Origin of the sequence: Streptomyces sp. KM273126 (genome assembly GCF_004337435.2) — a bacterium.
Taxonomy (GTDB): domain Bacteria; phylum Actinomycetota; class Actinomycetes; order Streptomycetales; family Streptomycetaceae; genus Streptomyces; species Streptomyces acidicola.
Genome location: NZ_SJXB02000001.1, coordinates 2,922,891 through 2,940,336, shown reverse-complemented (window position 1 = coordinate 2,940,336; position 17,446 = coordinate 2,922,891). Strand labels below are relative to the sequence as shown.

The window sequence follows — 17,446 nt, the reverse complement described above, 5'->3', positions numbered from 1 at the left end:
TGGTGGTCACCGGTCGACGCCTCCCATCACGGGGTCGATGGACGCGACGGCGACGATGACGTCGGCGACCTGGCCGCCCTCGCACATCGCCGCCATGGCCTGCAGGTTGGTGAAGGACGGGTCCCTGAAGTGGACCCGGAAGGGGCGGGTGCCTCCGTCGGACACGACGTGCACCCCGAGCTCGCCCTTGGGTGACTCGACCGCCGTGTACGCCTGTCCCGGCGGGACGCGGAAGCCCTCGGTCACCAGCTTGAAGTGGTGGATCAGGGCCTCCATGGAGGTGCCCATGATCTTCTTGATGTGGTCCAGGGAGTTGCCCAGTCCGTCCGGTCCCAGGGCGAGCTGGGCGGGCCACGCGATCTTCTTGTCGTCGACCATGACCGGGCCGGGCTCCAGCCGGTCGAGGCACTGCTCGACGATCCTGAGCGACTGGCGCATCTCCTCCAGGCGGATCAGGAAGCGCCCGTAGGAGTCGCAGCTGTCGGCGGTCGGGACGTCGAAGTCGTACGTCTCGTAGCCGCAGTACGGCTGCGCCTTGCGCAGGTCGTGCGGCAGGCCCGCCGAGCGGAGGATCGGGCCGGTGGCGCCGAGGGCCATGCAGCCGGCCAGGTCGAGGTAGCCGACGTCCTGCATGCGGGCCTTGAAGATGGGGTTCCCGGTGGCGAGCTTGTCGTACTCGGGAAGGTTCCTCTTCATCTTCTTCACGAACTCGCGGATCTGGTCCACCGCGCCCGGCGGCAGGTCCTGGGCGAGTCCTCCGGGCCGGATGTACGCGTGGTTCATCCGCAGGCCGGTGATCAGCTCGTAGATGTCGAGGATCAGTTCACGGTCCCGGAACCCGTAGATCATGATCGTGGTGGCGCCCAGCTCCATACCGCCGGTGGCGATGCACACCAGGTGGGAGGAGAGGCGGTTCAGCTCCATGAGGAGCACGCGGATGATCGTGGCGCGGTCCGGGACCTGGTCCTCGATGCCGAGGAGCTTCTCGACGGCGAGGCAGTACGCCGTCTCGTTGAAGAACGGCGTGAGGTAGTCCATGCGGGTCACGAAGGTCGTGCCCTGGGTCCAGGTCCGGTACTCGAGGTTCTTCTCGATACCGGTGTGGAGGTAGCCGATGCCGCAGCGGGCCTCGGTGACGGTCTCGCCCTCGATCTCCAGGATGAGCCGGAGCACGCCGTGGGTGGACGGGTGCTGCGGGCCCATGTTGACGATCAGGCGTTCGTCGTCGGCCTTGGCCGCGGTCTCGACGACCTCGTCCCAGTCGCCGCCGGTGACCGTGTAGACGGTGCCTTCGGTGGTCTCGCGCGCCGAAGCGGCAGATGCGTGCGAGGTGCTCATGAGTACGACCTCCGCTGGTCCGGAGCCGGGATCTGGGCGCCCTTGTACTCGACGGGGATGCCGCCGAGGGGGTAGTCCTTGCGCTGCGGGAAGCCCTGCCAGTCGTCCGGCATCATGATCCGCGTCAGCGCCGGGTGACCGTCGAAGACGATGCCGAAGAAGTCGTACGTCTCGCGCTCGTGCCAGTCGTTCGTCGGGTAGACGGAGACGAGCGACGGGATGTGCGGGTCGGCGTCGGGGGCGGAGACTTCCAGGCGGATCAGCCGGTTGTGGGTGATCGAGCGCAGGTGGTAGACGGCGTGCAGCTCGCGGCCCTTGTCGCCCGGGTAGTGGACGCCGCTGACGCCGGTGCACAGCTCGAAGCGGAGCGCCGGGTCGTCGCGGAGGGTCTGGGCGACGCGGAGCAGGTACTCGCGTTCGACGTGGAACGTGAGCTCGTCGCGGTCGACGACGGTCTTGTCGATGACGTTCTCGGGGACGAGTCCCTGTTCCTCCAGGGCGCCCTCGAGTTCGTCGGCGACCTCGTCGAACCAGCCGCCGTAGGGGCGGGTGGCCGGGCCGGGCAGCCGGATGGAGCGGACCAGGCCGCCGTAGCCGGAGGTGTCGCCGCCGTTGTCGGCGCCGAACATGCCGCGCTGGACGCGGATCTCCTCGCCGCCCTCGCCGCGCTGGCCGGGGAGGTTGGAGGCGCCGAGGTCCTTCTCGGGGTTGACCCCGTTCGTGCCCTTGCCGTTCGCGTCGCTCATCGCAGCAGCCCCTTCATCTCGATGGTGGGGAGCGCCTTGAGCGCGGCCTCCTCGGCCTCGCGGGCCGCCTCCTCGGCGTTCACACCGAGCTTGGAGGTCTGGATCTTCTGGTGGAGCTTGAGGATCGCGTCCATCAGCATCTCGGGCCGTGGCGGACAGCCCGGGAGATAGATGTCGACCGGGACGATGTGGTCGACGCCCTGGACGATGGCGTAGTTGTTGAACATGCCGCCCGAGGACGCGCAGACCCCCATGGAGATCACCCACTTGGGGTTCGGCATCTGGTCATAGACCTGCCGCAGCACCGGCGCCATCTTCTGGCTGACCCGTCCGGCGACGATCATGAGGTCCGCCTGGCGGGGTGAGCCGCGGAAGACCTCCATGCCGAATCGGGCCAGGTCGTAGCGTCCCGCGCCCGTGGTCATCATCTCGATGGCGCAGCAGGCGAGGCCGAAGGTGGCGGGGAAGACGGACGCCTTGCGCACCCAGCCCGCGGCCTGCTCGACGGTGGTCAGCAGGAAGCCGCTCGGCAGCTTTTCTTCGAGTCCCATGATTGAAAGGCCCCTCAGTCCCATTCCAGGCCGCCGCGCCGCCATACGTACGCGTAGGCGACGAAGACGGTGAGCACGAAGAGCAGCATCTCCACGAGCCCGAAAACACCCAGGGCGTCGAAGGTGACGGCCCACGGGTAGAGGAAGACGATCTCGATGTCGAAGACGATGAAGAGCATCGCCGTCAGGTAGTACTTGATGGGGAAACGCCCGCCGCCGGCCGGCGTGGGGGTCGGCTCGATACCGCACTCGTAGGCCTCAAGCTTCGCCCGGTTGTAACGCTTCGGACCGATCAGCGTGGCCATGACCACGGAGAAGATCGCAAAGCCTGCCCCGAGGGCTCCCAGTACGAGGATGGGCGCATACGCGTTCACCGCTCCTCGCTCCTCTCAGTCGGCACTGACTGCTGGCGGTTGCGTTGGACCCACCACCTGCCTCACCAGTCCCACGAGCCCCGCTCGTCCCGGCGAAGATCGCGAACATGTGAAGCAGGTCACAAGCCCAACTGCCCCGCATCCTATGCCCGCCGGTCTGTGATCTGCGACACGGGGGTAAGCAAGGACTTTGTGATCTTCACCACCTGACGAACGATCATGAAGTCGGATGAGCAGTGATCTTCACACCCGAAGCGTCAGAGCGATCACCAGAAGTGACATTTTCGATCGTAACCCCTGGTCACGCGGTGCGTCTCCATATCAAGATGCTTCCGTTGCATGCAAATTGGCCCTGGACATCGGGGCTTGATAGAGGGGCGCGTTCACATCCACGGGAGAGGCAGCGACGAATGTGGACGCGTGCACGCATTCACGAGCTCCCGCGACCCGAATTCACCTGCGCGTGGCACGGCCGTCACGATCACCACTCCGTGACCTGCGTCACACTCGCGAGGCACACCAAGGAACCGGGCTTGGCCACCCGCCGCAACCAGTGGTAGGCGGAGAGCAATTCGGACGTATCGACGAAAGCCCGTGATCACAGGCTTGAGTGATGGTGTCCGCATTGCCCGTTACGGCATCAATAAGGAGCGACCCACCCCCGGATTTGGGGGCAGATTGAACAACTGTGGCGGACCACACGTTCCTTGTAGGTATGGAGGAGCCCCTGGTACCGCTTGTACCCATGTCCCACACCGCTCACATACGCAGCCACCGGAAGCCCCGCAGCAACGCCTCGACGATGGCGATGCGTGCCGGGGTCGCCGGCGGCATTCTCGGCAGCGTGGCAGTGGCCGGTGCGTCCGCGTCGGCGTACGCCGCGGAGCCCGTGACCCAGACGATCGAACTGCCCACGCTCACGGCCGACGTGGCCTCCCAGGTCGCGCAGTCCGCGGACGCCATGCAGCAGACCGCCGCGAACTACGAGCTGCAGGCCGAGCGTGACGCTGCCACCGCCAAGGCCGCCGAGCAGGCCGCGGCGGACCTCAAGGAAGCGAAGGCGGAGGCCAAGAAGAAGGCCGAGGCCGAGCGGCGGGCAGCCGCCGAGCGCGCTGCCACGCGCGCCGCCGAGCGGGCCACCCTGACCTCGAAGGCGAGCTCGGCCTCGACGTCGACCTCGGCGTCCGCCCCGGCCAGCGGCAGTGTCGCGACGGTCGTCAGCTTCCTCAAGGCGCAGCTGGGCGACGCCTACGTCCTGGGTGCCTCGGGCCCCAACGCGTGGGACTGCTCCTCGCTCATGCAGGCCGCCTACAAGCAGGTCGGCGTGGACCTCCCCCGGGTCTCGCAGGACCAGTCGACGGTCGGCACCGACGTCTCGCTGTCCAACCTTCAGGTCGGCGACATCCTGTACTGGGGTGCGAAGGGCTCGGCGTACCACGTGGGCACCTACATCGGGAACGGCCAGTACCTCGACGCGGCCAACCCCTCCAAGGGCGTCGTGATCCAGGACCTGTCCGGCTACCCGGCGACGGGTGCGGTGCGGGTTCTCTGACCCGCCCGCTGTCCGAGTACCTCGTACGGAGTGAGGGCTGCCGCTGCCGCCTCGGGGCGGTGGTCCTCGCGCTGTGCGAGTCGTGCCGCGGGGAGGCACTCCGCAGGAAGTCATGCCGCGGGGAGTCATGCCGCGACACCGCCCCTCAGCCCAGGTCGAACGTGTTCGGCAGGCCGAGCCGGTGGCGCAGTTCGTCGACGCGCTTGAGGGGTTCCATCTCCGGGGGCCGGTAGAGCTCCCAGATCTCACACCGCTCGGCGTCCGAACGGTCCACGTCCAGCAGCGCGTTGACGGCCCGGCGCGCCGACTCGTTGGCGCCCTCCATGGTGGCCAGGTCGACATCGGTGCGGACGTAGTCGCCGGCGAGGAAGAAGTTCGGTACGGCTGTACGCGCCGTGGGCCGGTTGTAGAGCGTTCCCGTCGGGTGGATGAGGAGTTGCTCCCGGTTCTGCGGGTCGGGGCCGCCGAGGCCGGTCACCGCGGGGTCCATGAACCAGCCGAGGCGGTCGTCGTCGGTGAGCGTGGTCTTGCCGGAGTCGTTCAGGGCGTCCTTCAGCTGTGCCCAGCACTCGGCGACCACTTCCTCCCTCGTGCACTCCCGGGCCGTCTTGCCGTAGAGAATCCCCGGCTTGTCCCACTCCGAGATGATCACGGAGAGACAGTCGCGGGCGCGCCCGTCGCCGTAGTCCGCCGGAAAGTCCCGTACGTCCCAGAACTGGGCCTGCCCGATGCCGGTGACCGACCAGGGTGAGTCGAGGCAGTTGATGTGGCCGTGGACGACCGGGGTGGGGGTGCGCAGATAGAACATCACGCCGACCATCCAGTCCGCCTGAAGCGCGTCGCACCGGGCGAGCTGCGGGTCGGCGGCGCGCAGGGCCGGGCCCCAGGTGGTGCGGGCGTGCTCGACGGGCAGGGCGGAGACGTAGTGGTCGGCCGTGGTGGTGCGTTCGGTGCCCCTGTCCCGGTCCAGGACGCGTACGCCGGTGACGCGGCCGTCGGAGTACAGCACCTCCCGCACCTGGGTGCTCATGACGAACTCGACGCCCAGGGAGCGCAGATGGCCGGCCCAGGGATCGATCCAGGCTTCGCTGGTGGGGGCGTTGAGGACACGGTCGATGTCGGCGTCGCCGTCCATGCCGCGGCCGAGCAGGCCCCACAGCAGCAGTGCCTCGATGATGACGCGGCCGACCGTACGGGTGGAGGCGACCTCGGCGCGGGTGGCGACGAGGTTGCGGGTCTGGCCGATGCCGAGGACGGTCCGGTACTCCTCGCTCATCTGTCCCGCGCGGATGAACTCCCACCAGCTGGTCTTCTCCCACTCGCCCTCGCGGCGGGCGTCACAGCTGGTGAGATGGACGAGGAGACGGTTCGCGAAGTACGCGGCCTCGTGGGCGGGCAGGCGGGTGCCCAGGTCGAGGACCGACAGGATCTGGTCGCGTATCCAGGACACGGTGATGTCGCCGGGCGCGGGCGGGGTGGTGGCGCGGCGCAGCGGGAAGTGCAGGTCGGGGCGGCCATCGGCGCGGGGGAAGAGTGCCTCGGTGCCGCTGCGGAGGTTGCCGCGGACGCCGTCGGCGTTGCCGGGGACGGGGATGCGGCGCATGGTGTCCGGCAGGTTCCGGTAGAAGCCGGGGAAGAAGCGGAACCCGTGTTCGCCGGGAAGGGGCCTGCGGCCGCCCTCGCCGGTGCCCGGCACGTCCATCGAGCGGGCCTTGCCGCCGAGGACGTCGTAGTACTCGTAGACGGTGACGGCGTAGCCGCGTTCGGCGAGTTCCTGGGCGGCGCTGAGGCCGGAGACCCCGCCGCCGAGGACGGCGACGTGTTTGCCGGCGGCGCGCTCGGCGGGAGCGGCGGCCGCCGGTCCGGCCTGCCACAAGGCGAGGGCGCCTGTGGCAGTGCCGGCGGTGGCAGCGCCGACAGTGACCGTGCCGACGGTGGCCGCGGCTCCGGCGCCTGCGAGGAAGCGTCTACGAGTGGGAGCGGGGGGCTCCGGTGGTTGGTCCGTGCGCTCTGTTGTCATGCATACGGAAGGTAGGGAGCCGCCCGATGGAACGGAAGGTCACCGCCGGGTCACCCACAGCATCCTCACACCGCCCGGACCAACCGACCCACGACGGCCATCGGGCGAGCACCCTCCGGCCGTGCGAAGGGCCCCGGTGAGTGGGTCGGAGCCCTCGCACGCCGTCGCCGCGCTCAGGCCTTCGGGGCCACCTTGCTCAGGCCGTTGATGATGCGGTCCATCGCGTCGCCGCCCGTCGGGTCGGTGAGGTTGGCCAGGAGCTTCAGGGTGAACTTCATCAGCAGGGGGTGGGTGAGGCCGCGTTCGGTCGCCAGCTTCATGACCTTCGGGTTGCCGATGAGCTTCACGAAGGCGCGGCCGAGCGTGTAGTAGCCGCCGTAGGTGTCCTTCAGGATGCGGGGGTAGCTCCGCAGGGCGAGTTCGCGCTGGCCGGGGGTCGACCGGGCGTGGGCCTGGACAATGACGTCCGCGGCGATCTGGCCGGACTCCATGGCGTAGGCGATGCCCTCACCGTTGAAGGGGTTGACGAGGCCGCCCGCGTCGCCGACCAGCAGCAGGCCCTTGGTGTAGTGGGGCTGGCGGTTGAAGGCCATCGGAAGGGCGGCACCGCGGATCGGGCCGGTCATGTTGTCCGGGGTGTAGCCCCACTCCTCGGGCATCGAGGCGCACCAGGCCTTGAGAACCTCGCGCCAGTCCAGTTCCTTGAAGGAGGACGAGGTGTTCAGGACGCCCAGACCGACGTTCGACGTGCCGTCACCCATGCCGAAGATCCAGCCGTAGCCGGGGAGCAGACGGTCCTCTCCGGGACCGCGGCGGTCCCACAGCTCCAGCCAGGACTCCAGGTAGTCGTCGTCGTGGCGCGGCGAGGTGAAGTACGTGCGGACCGCGACGCCCATGGGGCGGTCCTCACGGCGGTGCAGGCCCATCGCGAGGGACAGGCGGGTGGAGTTGCCGTCCGCCGCCACGACCAGCGGCGCGTGGAACGTGACGTCCCGCTTCTCCTTCGAACCCGACTCGGCGTCGCCGAGCTTGGCGTGTACGCCCTTGATGCGGCCGGTGCGGTCGTCGATGATCGGGGCGCCGACGTTGCAGCGCTCGTACAGTCGCGCGCCCGCCTTCTGGGCCTGCCGGGCCAGTTGCTCGTCGAAGTCGTCGCGCTTGCGGACCAGTCCGTAGTTCGGGTACGCGGCGAGATCCGGCCAGTCGAGCTGGAGGCGGACGCCGCCGCCGATGATGCGCAGCCCCTTGTTGCGGAGCCAGCCGGCCTCCTCGGAGATGTCGATGCCCATCGACACCAACTGCTTCGTCGCGCGGGGCGTCAGACCGTCGCCGCACACCTTCTCGCGCGGGAAGGCGGTCTTCTCCAGCAGCAGGACGTCCAGTCCGGCCTTGGCGAGGTGGTACGCGGTGGTGGAACCGGCTGGTCCGGCCCCGACGACGATCACATCGGCGGTGTGTTCGGTAAGGGGCTGGGGCTCGGTCACGGCGGGTTCTCCCCGAGTCTCGAAATCAGCGTGCGCAGTCCGAGACCGCGACGACTCGGAACGAGACCGAGACCGGGACCGCGAAGACTCGAAAACAGCGTGCTGACGGGCACTGGACATGGGCAGTCTATTCAGCGGTACCGATCACCTGGCTGAAGGGCTGCCCCTGTGAACAGAGCTCTCCCCGACGTACGGTTGCGTGTCCCCACCGACGAGGACGCCATCGCCTGGCACCGGGCCTTCGACAACCCCGAGGTCATGGAGTTCCACGGGGGCAGGTCCGCCGAGGTGTCCTTCTACGAGGAGTTCACCGCCCGCCAGCGCCGCCACGACGCCGAGCACGGCTTCTGCTTCTGGACCATGCTCGACGCGGACGACCAGGTCATCGGCTTCACGGGCGCCCAGCCGTGGCCGCATGAGAGCTTCGGCCCGGTGGGCGAGATCGAGATCGGCTGGCGGCTGGCACGATCCCACTGGGGCAAGGGATACGTCACCGCGGCGGCCCGGGAGACCCTCGACCGCGTGCGCCGGGCGGGCGTCCCGACCGTCGTCGCCATGGTCCTCGCCGAGAACAAGCGCTCAATCGCCGTGACCCAGCGCCTGGGCATGGAGCTGGAAGAGCTCTTCACGACGCCCACCACGAAGGCCCTCGGACACCAATACCGACTCAACCTGTAACCCTATGTAGTCAATAGCTACAGATTTGGTTACAGATAGACACCGACGGCTTCCGACGGACACCCCTCGCGGTTACCCTGCCAGTACCGCTGGGGGTGACATCTGTGCGCATAACACCCAAGACACCTGAAGTGCGCGTGCCGCGGCTCGTCGGTCTGATGGCCGTGGACGCGCGTGAGACGGCCCAGGCACGTGGTGTGCTGCTCGCCGCGCCCGATCGCCCCGAATTCCATCTCGCCGTCGTCGACTACGTCGTACGGCAGTATCCGCAGCCCGGGACGGAGGTTCCTCGCGGGGCCGTGGTCACCGTGTGGTTCGACTTCGGTGAGGGTGAGGGGGGCGGGGGCGTGCGGGAACCCCGGCGGAGTGGGCCGCCTCCCGGTGGCCTGCAGCGGGAGCTGGACGCACCGGGGGATCCGTTCCCGGTGCTGCGGTAGTGCCGGCGCTCCGGTAGTGCGGCTGCTCCGGTAGTGCGGCTGCTCCGATAGTGCCGCGCGGACGCGGTCACGCCTGCTTGAAGCCCCTGTGCAACGCCACGACCCCACCGGTCAGGTTCCGCCACGCCACCTTCCCCCAGCCCGCCTTCCCCAGGCGCCCGGCCAGCGCCTGCTGGTCCGGCCACGCGCGGATGGACTCGGCGAGGTACACGTACGCGTCGGGGCTGGACGACACCGCCCGCGCCGCCGGAGGGAGCGCGCGCATCAGGTACTCGGTGTAGACGGTGCGGAACGGCGCCCACGTGGGGTGCGAGAACTCGCAGATCACCACCCGGCCGCCAGGCCTGGTCACCCGGTACATCTCGCGCAGCGCGGCATCCGTGTCCTGGACGTTCCGCAGCCCGAACGAGATCGTCACCGCGTCGAAGGTGTCGTCCTTGAAGGGGAGTTTCGTCGCGTCGCCCGCCGTGAACGGCAGCCAGGAGTGCCGCTGCTTGCCGACGCGGAGCATCCCGAGCGAGAAGTCGCACGGCACGACGTAGGCACCCGTCCGCGCGAACGGCAGCGACGAGGTGGCGGTGCCGGCGGCGAGGTCCAGGACCTTCTGCGCGGGCCGCGCGTCGACGGCCTTGGCGACCTCCTTGCGCCACAGCCGGGCCTGCCCGAGGGACAGCACGTCGTTGGTCAGGTCGTACCGTTCCGCCACGTCGTCGAACATCGAGGCGACTTCGTGCGGCTGCTTGTCCAGGGATGCGCGGGTCACAGGGCCATTCTGGCAGCACGGGCCGGACGCACCCGCGCCCGGCCCACCCCGCGCGCCCAGGCCCACCCCGCGCGCCCCGGCGCAATACCCCGGGATATCAGGCAGGCTTTATGTGCCCAATTCCCGGCCTCCCTTGTGAGGCACCCCATGAAAACGCCTTTAACTGTGCCTTTCCTTGGAGAATCCCAGAACATCTGTGTGCGGGTGGAGAGATGCTTATGACCCGTACCTCCCGGTTTCTGAGCCGGGCTTGTCCGCTTGCTCCCGACTTTCCCGTGAACCTCCCGCACTTCGATGATCTTTATGAGGCACGGCCACGTGTGATTCATTTCCAACATGGAAACGCGCTTTGTTTCCGCGATGAGACAGACATCACGAACGAGATTCAGGGCGGGTCATATGCCGATGCGGAGTTTCCTGAAACCTGTTGCCGGACTGTTCTGCCTGGTGGCACTGGCGTGTGCGGGCTGCTCCTCGGGTTCGGGTTCAGGTTCGGGTGACGGCGACAACGGTGGCAGGTCCACGGCACAGGCCCAGCCGCCGAAACCGAGCAGTACCGGCCCTGCCGGGGAGTCGACGACGGGGTACGCGCCCTATGTGAGCGCCACGACCGCGTCCGGGCTGGACTCGGCGGGGTCGGCGTCGGCGTACAACCTGGCGTTCGTGCTCGCGGACGGCAGTGACTGCACGCCGATGTGGGACGGCTCGAAGGCGATCGGCGACTCCGCGGTCAAGGCCCGCATCACGGCGCTGACGGGCTCGGGGGCGACCGTACGGGTGTCCTTCGGCGGGGCGGCGGGGACGGAGCTGGCCCAGTCCTGCGACAGCGCGTCGGAGTTGGCGGAGGCGTACGGGGAGGCGCTCGACGCGGCCGGGGCGCGCGAGGCCGACTTCGACATCGAGGGGGACGCGCTGAAGGACTCCGACTCGGTGGACCTGCGCTCCAAGGCGATAGCCCTGCTCCAGAAGGACCGCCAGGACCTGTCCGTGTCCTTCACCCTGCCCGTCATGCCCTCCGGTCTCGGCGACGACGGCGTGGCGCTGCTGGAGTCGGCGAACGACAACTCCGTTCAGGTCTCCACGGTCAACATCATGACCATGAACTACGGCAGTTCGTACGACGGTGACATGGGCGACTACGCGGAGCAGTCCGCCGAGGCGACGCACGACCAGCTCGCCGACATCTTCGATCTTTCGGACTCCGCGGCGTGGCGGGGTATGGCGCTCACGTCGATGATCGGGCAGAACGATGTCGACGAGGAGACGTTCACGGTCGATGACGGGGCTCAGGTGCGGGAGTTCGCCGAGGAGAAGGGCATCGGCTGGGTGTCCATGTGGGCCGCCTTCCGCGATCGGCAGTGCGGGCGCGATGACTCGTCGTCGGGTGCCGCGCGCAACGACTGCAGCGGTGTCGAGCAGGAGGAGGGGGCGTTCGCGGAGGTGCTCTCGGGCTGAGGCCCTTGTCCCGCCCCCGCCGCCCCTACCCATTCCCGTCCCTTACCTGGTGGCTGCCGCCCCAGACCCCCGCATCGGCCGCAATCCAGCCCCGGCCGCACATTCCAGCCCCTCCGGCGTTTGAGGAGCGGGGGTACGGGGGCTGGCCCCCGAAACGGGGTCCGGGGCGGAGCTCCGAAGAGGGACCTGGGGAACCCCGAAAGATGCGGCCGGGGCGCAGCCCCAAACCCCGGGGTCCAGGGGCGCAGCCCCTTGGCGGGGGCTGAGGGGCGAAGCCCCTGGGATGGGACGGGAAGGGGCGGCGGGGGCGAGGAACGTCGTCGGACGACAGCGGGCGCCAGCGGACGTCAACGGACATCAGCGACGTCGGTGTACCAAGCGGCCCGCGCACACCGTCGCAACACACGCCCCCGTCCCGTCGAGCACCGCGAGATCCGCACGGCCACCCCGCACGATGACCGCCGGACGGACACCAGACAGCACCACCACATCGTTCCGCTCGGCCGCAGCCCGCAGTTCGGCCGCGCCGGCGTACTCGGCCAGCACCGCGACCGCGCCCGACTTGAGCACCAGGTGAACGCGTTCACGCGGCGTAGGGGCGTCCGGAAGCGGGCCCTCATGGACGCGGGCGGGCCCCAGGACGCCGGGCCAGTGGCGTACGCGGGCACCCGGGAACCGCTCCTGAACCTCCGCCAGCGTCCCCACGGCGGCGACCCGGTCGCCCTCCACGGCGACGGCACCGTCCCTGACCGGCTGGGGGTCGTCCCAGGCGCACCGCACCTCGTCCGCGGCGTGAATCGTCAGCACACGTACCTCAGTTGGACGCCAGCAGCTTCAGCTCGGGGTGGGCCGTGCCGCCCTCGATCGCCGTCGACGAGATGTGCGAGGCCACCCGCTCGTCGACGGGGTCGTTCGCCGGGTCGTCGTGGACGACGATGTGCTCGTACGTGGTGGTGCGCTGGGCGGGGACCCGGCCGGCCTTGCGGATCAGGTCGATGATCTCCTGCCGGTTGGAGCGGTGCTTGGCGCCGGCCGACGACACCACGTTCTCCTCCAGCATGATCGAGCCGAGGTCGTCCGCACCGTAGTGGAGCGACAGCTGGCCGATCTCCTTGCCCGTCGTCAGCCAGGAGCCCTGGATGTGGGCGATGTTGTCCATGAAGAGCCGTGCGATGGCGATCATCCGCAGGTACTCGAAGAGCGTGGCCTGCGTACGGCCCTTGAGGTGGTTGTTCTCCGGCTGGTACGTGTACGGGATGAAGGCCCGGAAACCGCCCGTCCGGTCCTGTACGTCACGGATCATCCGCAGGTGCTCGATACGCTCGGCGTTCGTCTCGCCGGTGCCCATGAGCATCGTCGACGTGGACTCCACACCCAGGTTGTGCGCGGTCTCCATGATCTCCAGCCAGCGCTCGCCGCTCTCCTTCAGCGGGGCGATGGCCTTGCGGGGCCGGGCGGGCAGCAACTCGGCGCCCGCGCCCGCGAAGGAGTCCAGACCGGCCGCGTGGATGCGCTGGATGGCCTCCTCCACGCTCACCTTCGAGATGCGGGCCATGTGCTCGACCTCGGACGCGCCGAGGGAGTGGATGACCAGCTGCGGGAACTCCTTCTTGATGGCGGCGAAGTGCTTCTCGTAGTACTCGACGCCGTAGTCCGGGTGGTGCCCGCCCTGGAACATGATCTGGGTGCCGCCGAGTTCGACGGTCTCGGCGCAGCGGCGCAGGATGTCGTCCAGGTCCCGGGTCCAGCCCTTGGCCGTGTCCTTCGGCGCCGCGTAGAACGCGCAGAACTTGCACGCCGTCACGCAGACATTTGTGTAGTTGATGTTCCGCTCGATGATGTACGTCGCGATGTGCTCGACGCCCGCGTACCTCCGTCGCCGTACGGCGTCCGCGGCGGCGCCCAGCGCGTGCAGCGGCGCGTCGCGGTAGAGGACGAGCGCCTCCTCGGGAGTGATCCGCCCACCCGCGGCGGCACGGTCAAGGACGGCTGTGACATCAATCGACGTGAGGTCGGCGTTCTCGGTCACCGGGCGTCCCTTTCGTAAAGCTTCGCAAGGGTGTGGACGGACCGAACCAGCCTACGCCAGGGGCCACGACCGCCCGACGCCAGGCCGTGGACGGCTGCGGAACGGCTACGGACGGCCGTGGACGCTGCGGACGGCCGTGGGGACGGCTGCGGACGCCCCGCGCCGAACCGCCCGTCAGGCCGCGTACGCCTCCAGCAGCACCCCCGCGAACGCCCCCGCGATCATGTACGGGCCCAGCGCGACCGGCGCCCTGCGCTCGGCGCGCCGTAGCAGGACGAGTGCTGTCACGTGCACGCTCCCGAAGACGGACCCGGCGAACGTGCCCAGGAACAGCGCCCCCCACCCGTACCAGCCGAGCACCGCCCCGAGCCCGAGCGCCAGCTTCACATCGCCGAAGCCGAGGGCGATCGGTCTGATGAGGAAGAAGAGGAAGTAGAACCCGCCGAGCGCGAGGGCCCCGAACAGCGCCGTACGCCATTCCCCCGCGTGTTCCGGCAGCAGCGCCGCCGCCCCCAGCAGCACGAGCGCCGTGCCGGCGAGCGGCAGCGTCAGCGGGTCCGGCAGCCGCTGCACGCGCAGGTCCACCAGAGTGAGCAGCACGCCCACCGGCGCGAGCAGCAGCCAGACGGCCAGCTCGGGCCGCGTACCGGTGGCCAGCGCGAGGGCCACGCACACGAGGGCGGTCACCAGCGCGACGACGGGCGTGCTCGGGCCGTACGACGCGCCTGACGCACCTGACACGCCTGTCGCGCCTGACGCGCCTGTGTCAGCGCTCCCCGCGTGCCCCACACTCCCCGTACTCCCCGTACTCCCCGCGTCGGCGGGAACGGCCGCCCCGCAGGACCCGCACGCCCCGCACCGGGCCCGCCCGAGCCAGCCGCGCGCCAGGCCCCTGATCGGGTGCCCGGCCGGGCAGGCGTCCCGCCACGCCTCCTCCGGCTCGACCGACAGCCGGTACGCGGCCCGCGGCACCAGCACACCGACGGCCGCACCCCATACGGCAGCGGCGACGGCCGCCCAGAGGTCGAGATCCACGCGGCCAGCCTAATTCCTTCTCAGCAGGGCTACTTGCTACTTGACCTTCGCCATCCGGGCCGTGGGGTCTCCGGCGTCCGCGTTGTCCGACTCGTACTGGAGCTCTCCCCCGACCGGGGTGAGGCGCACCTCGTGCTCGCCCGTCGTGCATACGCCGGGGTTGTCCTCGTCGGCGATGCTGGTGGCGGTGATCTGCTTCTTCGTGACCTTCTTCAGCACGAGCACGTCGTCACAGACACCGCCGATGGGGTCGGTGGAGCGGAAGGTGCCCAGCTTCTTACCCACAGCGGCCTGTTGAAGGGTCACGCGGAACGTGCCCGCGGGCAGCTTCCCGCTCAGGGCGTAGGCGTCGCCCTCCCACGTCCCGAGGTACTTCTCCGGAACCGCTCCTTCTCCCGCCCCGTCCTCGGAGCCGTCCCCGGGGTTGCCCGGGAGTTCCTCGGAGGCGCTCGGGGTCGCCGCCGGCGAACTCGCCTGGTCGCCGCCGCTCGCGGTGTCGGTACCGCCGCTGTCACCGTCCAGAAACCCGAGCGCGGACACCATCCCCACCGCGACCGCGGCGAACGCACCCGCGACCGCGAGGGCGACCGTGCAACTCACCTTCCGGCCCCGCCCGTTCGCACCGGGCGCGGAGGTCGCGGCCACGCTGACCGACACCCTGCCCGGGGCCGCCGCCGCAGCCGCGTCCCCGAGTCTCGGCTCGGGTACGGCGGCGACCGGGTCCGACGGCATGACGGGCGGCGGCCCGAACACCCCGAAGGCGGCAGGGGGAACTTGGGCACCGTCCGCAGCGGTCCCACCCGCCGCACCGGTCGCACCCGCCGTGGAGTGCGCCGCGCCGGGAGCCGTCGTCGGATGACCGCCCGCCCCTGGGCCGCTCCCGGACCGCCACCCGACCCCACCGACCCCACCGACCCCACCGAAGGGTTGCTGAACCCCACCGGCCCGGACGCCGGCCCCTCCGTCGCCTCCAGGTTCAGCAGCTGTACGGCGCTCCGGCTGACCTGTTCCACCAGCGGACCCGGCAGCCAGCCCGCGGCCACGAGCCGGGCCGCGCCCTCGGGCGCCAGGGCGCGGGCCACCTCCTCCAGGCTCGGGCGGCCGGACGGCTCCTTCGTCAGGCAGTGCTGCACCAGCTCCCGCAACTCGCCCTCCAGGGAGCCGAGTTCCGGCTCCTCGTGGACGACCTTGTAGAGCAGTGCCGCCGACGAGTCCCCGGGGAAGGGTGACTCACCCGTCGCCGCGTACCCCAGGACCGCGCCCAGCGAGAAGACGTCCGCCGCGCCCGTGACCCCCTTGCCGAGGATCTGCTCGGGCGACATGTAGCCGGGCGAGCCGATCGAGACGCCGGTGGACGTGAGGGACGCCGTGCCGTCCGTGGCGCGGGCGATACCGAAGTCGATGAGGAGCGGGCCGTCCACGGTCAGCAGCACGTTGGACGGCTTCACGTCCCGGTGGACCAGCCCCAGGGCGTGCACTGCGGTCAGTGCCTCCGCGAGGCCCGCGCCCAGGACACGTACGGAGTGGGCCGGGAGCGGCCCGGCGTCGGCGACGGCGCCCGCCAGCGAGGGACCGGCCGCGTACGCCGTCGCCACCCACGGAACCGGGGCCTCCGGGTCCGCGTCCAGGACGGGAGCCGTCCATGCGCCGCCCACCCGGCGCGCGGCGTCCACCTCGCGGCGGAACCGCGCCCGGAACTCCTCGTCCAGTGCGAAGTGCGGGTGGACGATCTTGACGGCGACGGTACGGCCGCCCGCACTGCGGCCCAGGTAGACGCGGCCCATCCCGCCCGAGCCGAGCCGGCCCAGCAGCCGGTACGGCCCCACTGCCGTGGGTTCACCGGCCTCCAACGGCTGCGGTTGCATGGTGTCCGCCCCTCCCCCGTCCGTACTCCCCGTACTCCACGTGCTCCCGGTTGCCCAGCAGCCAGTGTGACGCGCCCCTTGGCAGCGCGGGCGCCCCCAGGCGCCGGCGACGCACCGCGGACATCCACGCGCCACCCGGCCGGCCGCCCTCACTCCCTTACGCGCCATTACGGCAATTACCCCAAGGCACCCACCCCGAATTCGCGAAGAATTCAGTTGCCCTTAGAGCAGGACTCCATTATCAGGACTCCGTTATGGCGTCAATAGTTGTACTCGCACATCCGACGGGAACCCCGTCGTCGGGCCCACCCGCCTCGCGAACTCGCTCACCGCTTCCAGTTGCGGGCCGCCGAAACGGAAGTCGAGAGTGGTGAAGTACCTCTCCAGGACCTCCTCGTCGAAGGCTTCCCAGCGGGCCGCCTGTTCCGCGACCTTTCCGACCTCGTCGAGGGAGAGGTCACGGGACGCGAGGAACGCCTCGTGCACTTTACGGGTGACGTCGGGCTCGCGCTCCAGGTAATCGCGCCGGGCCGCCCAGACCGCGAAGACGAACGGCAGGCCCGTCCACTCCTTCCACAGGGAGCCCAGGTCGTGCACGTCGAGCCCGAACTTCGGCCCCTCGTGCAGGTTGGCCCGCAGCGCCGCGTCGCCGATGAGCACGGCGGCCTCGGCCTCCTGCATCATCAGGGGGAGGTCGGGCGGGCAGACGTAGTAGGACGGGCGGACGCCCACCTGTTCGGCGAGCAGCAGCTGCGCGAGCCGTACGGACGTGCGCGAGGTCGAGCCGAGCGCGACACGGGCGCCGTCCAGCTGGTCCAGGGGCACCTGGGAGACGATCACGCAGGACATCACCGGGCCGTCGCAGCCGACCGCGATGTCGGGGAACGCGACCAGGTCGTCCGTGTGCTTGAGGAACTCGACGAGCGTGATGGGCCCGATGTCGAGATCGCCCTGCACCAGCTTCTCGCTGAGCTTCTCCGGGGTGTCCTTGGTGAGCTCGAAGTCGAGGAGCGTTCCGGTCCGCGCGAGCCCCCAGTACAGGGGCAGGCAGTTCAGGAACTGGATGTGGCCGACGCGCGGCCGGGTGCGAGAATTGTCCACATCGCGAGGCTAGCCCTC

The 17,446-nt window shown here is 69.8% G+C and carries 15 protein-coding genes and 1 pseudogene; 4 read left to right on the top strand and 12 right to left on the bottom strand.

The features are described from left to right. Positions 1 to 6: 6 nt before the first annotated feature. From E0500_RS12655 to E0500_RS12640, 4 genes are read right to left on the bottom strand one after another with little or no spacing between them, the layout of a single operon-like run. Positions 7 to 1,338, bottom strand: coding sequence for an NADH-quinone oxidoreductase subunit D (locus E0500_RS12655; protein ID WP_131565004.1), 1,332 nt, complete (start codon positions 1,336 to 1,338; stop codon positions 7 to 9). Then, positions 1,335 to 2,084: an NADH-quinone oxidoreductase subunit C gene (locus E0500_RS12650; protein WP_131565006.1), complete on the bottom strand. Its 750-nt coding sequence runs from the start codon at positions 2,082 to 2,084 to the stop codon at positions 1,335 to 1,337. Before E0500_RS12650 ends, E0500_RS12655 begins: the two co-directional genes overlap by 4 nt. After that, a complete protein-coding gene (locus E0500_RS12645) occupies positions 2,081 to 2,635 on the bottom strand; it encodes an NADH-quinone oxidoreductase subunit B family protein (RefSeq protein ID WP_003998928.1) in 555 nt (184 codons plus the stop codon). Before E0500_RS12645 ends, E0500_RS12650 begins: the two co-directional genes overlap by 4 nt. 14 nt (positions 2,636 to 2,649) lie before the next feature. After that, positions 2,650 to 3,009 carry an NADH-quinone oxidoreductase subunit A gene (locus E0500_RS12640; RefSeq protein ID WP_007383963.1) on the bottom strand — a complete coding sequence of 120 codons (360 nt, stop codon included), beginning with the start codon at positions 3,007 to 3,009 and terminating at the stop codon, positions 2,650 to 2,652. A gap of 715 nt (positions 3,010 to 3,724) precedes the next feature. Between E0500_RS12640 and E0500_RS12635 the strand changes: the two genes are divergently transcribed. After that, a complete protein-coding gene (locus tag E0500_RS12635; protein WP_131565009.1) occupies positions 3,725 to 4,561 on the top strand; it encodes a C40 family peptidase in 837 nt (278 codons plus the stop codon). Between the two features lie 145 nt (positions 4,562 to 4,706). Here the strand turns inward: E0500_RS12635 and E0500_RS12630 are convergent, their stop codons facing one another. Next, the gene (locus tag E0500_RS12630) at positions 4,707 to 6,581 is read right to left on the bottom strand and encodes an FAD-dependent oxidoreductase (RefSeq protein ID WP_131565012.1); all 1,875 of its coding nucleotides are present in this window, start codon (positions 6,579 to 6,581) and stop codon (positions 4,707 to 4,709) included. 173 nt (positions 6,582 to 6,754) lie between these two features. Continuing rightward, positions 6,755 to 8,065 carry a geranylgeranyl reductase family protein gene (locus E0500_RS12625; protein ID WP_131565014.1) on the bottom strand — a complete coding sequence of 437 codons (1,311 nt, stop codon included), beginning with the start codon at positions 8,063 to 8,065 and terminating at the stop codon, positions 6,755 to 6,757. A gap of 168 nt (positions 8,066 to 8,233) precedes the next feature. Here E0500_RS12625 and E0500_RS12620 point away from each other — a divergent pair, with 168 nt between their 5' ends. Next, positions 8,234 to 8,743, top strand: a complete 510-nt coding sequence (locus E0500_RS12620; protein ID WP_131565016.1) for a GNAT family N-acetyltransferase — start codon at positions 8,234 to 8,236, stop codon at positions 8,741 to 8,743. A gap of 104 nt (positions 8,744 to 8,847) precedes the next feature. Next, complete coding sequence (locus tag E0500_RS12615; protein WP_131565019.1) at positions 8,848 to 9,180, top strand: PASTA domain-containing protein; 333 nt, start codon at positions 8,848 to 8,850, stop codon at positions 9,178 to 9,180. A 67-nt stretch (positions 9,181 to 9,247) separates the two neighbouring features. Here E0500_RS12615 and E0500_RS12610 read toward each other — a convergent pair whose 3' ends face one another. Next, positions 9,248 to 9,943, bottom strand: a complete 696-nt coding sequence (locus E0500_RS12610; RefSeq protein WP_131565021.1) for a demethylmenaquinone methyltransferase — start codon at positions 9,941 to 9,943, stop codon at positions 9,248 to 9,250. A gap of 405 nt (positions 9,944 to 10,348) precedes the next feature. Between E0500_RS12610 and E0500_RS12605 the strand changes: the two genes are divergently transcribed. Continuing rightward, positions 10,349 to 11,398, top strand: a complete 1,050-nt coding sequence (locus E0500_RS12605) for a chitinase (RefSeq protein ID WP_131565023.1) — start codon at positions 10,349 to 10,351, stop codon at positions 11,396 to 11,398. Between the two features lie 357 nt (positions 11,399 to 11,755). Here E0500_RS12605 and E0500_RS12600 read toward each other — a convergent pair whose 3' ends face one another. From E0500_RS12600 to E0500_RS12580, 5 genes and pseudogenes are all read right to left on the bottom strand, one after another. Next, positions 11,756 to 12,205, bottom strand: coding sequence for an imidazolonepropionase-like domain-containing protein (locus E0500_RS12600; protein ID WP_131572217.1), 450 nt, complete (start codon positions 12,203 to 12,205; stop codon positions 11,756 to 11,758). Between the two features lie 7 nt (positions 12,206 to 12,212). Then, complete coding sequence (mqnC, locus tag E0500_RS12595; protein WP_131572218.1) at positions 12,213 to 13,427, bottom strand: cyclic dehypoxanthinyl futalosine synthase; 1,215 nt, start codon at positions 13,425 to 13,427, stop codon at positions 12,213 to 12,215. A gap of 174 nt (positions 13,428 to 13,601) precedes the next feature. Continuing rightward, positions 13,602 to 14,462, bottom strand: coding sequence for an A24 family peptidase (locus E0500_RS12590; RefSeq protein WP_131572219.1), 861 nt, complete (start codon positions 14,460 to 14,462; stop codon positions 13,602 to 13,604). A gap of 36 nt (positions 14,463 to 14,498) precedes the next feature. Beyond that, positions 14,499 to 16,327 (bottom strand): annotated as a pseudogene (locus E0500_RS12585) (serine/threonine-protein kinase). 252 nt (positions 16,328 to 16,579) lie between these two features. Further along, a complete protein-coding gene (locus tag E0500_RS12580) occupies positions 16,580 to 17,428 on the bottom strand; it encodes a menaquinone biosynthetic enzyme MqnA/MqnD family protein (RefSeq protein ID WP_131564358.1) in 849 nt (282 codons plus the stop codon). Positions 17,429 to 17,446: the final 18 nt, after the last annotated feature.

Bases quoted from the DNA above. Each gene is read 5' to 3' on its own strand.
- E0500_RS12655 (WP_131565004.1), bottom strand. From the start codon at position 1,338: ATGAGCACCTCGCACGCATCTGCCGCTTCGGCGCGCGAGACCACCGAA.
- E0500_RS12650 (WP_131565006.1), bottom strand. From the start codon at position 2,084: ATGAGCGACGCGAACGGCAAGGGCACGAACGGGGTCAACCCCGAGAAG.
- E0500_RS12645 (WP_003998928.1), bottom strand. From the start codon at position 2,635: ATGGGACTCGAAGAAAAGCTGCCGAGCGGCTTCCTGCTGACCACCGTC.
- E0500_RS12635 (WP_131565009.1), top strand. From the start codon at position 3,725: ATGGAGGAGCCCCTGGTACCGCTTGTACCCATGTCCCACACCGCTCAC.
- E0500_RS12630 (WP_131565012.1), bottom strand. From the start codon at position 6,581: ATGACAACAGAGCGCACGGACCAACCACCGGAGCCCCCCGCTCCCACT.
- E0500_RS12605 (WP_131565023.1), top strand. From the start codon at position 10,349: ATGCGGAGTTTCCTGAAACCTGTTGCCGGACTGTTCTGCCTGGTGGCA.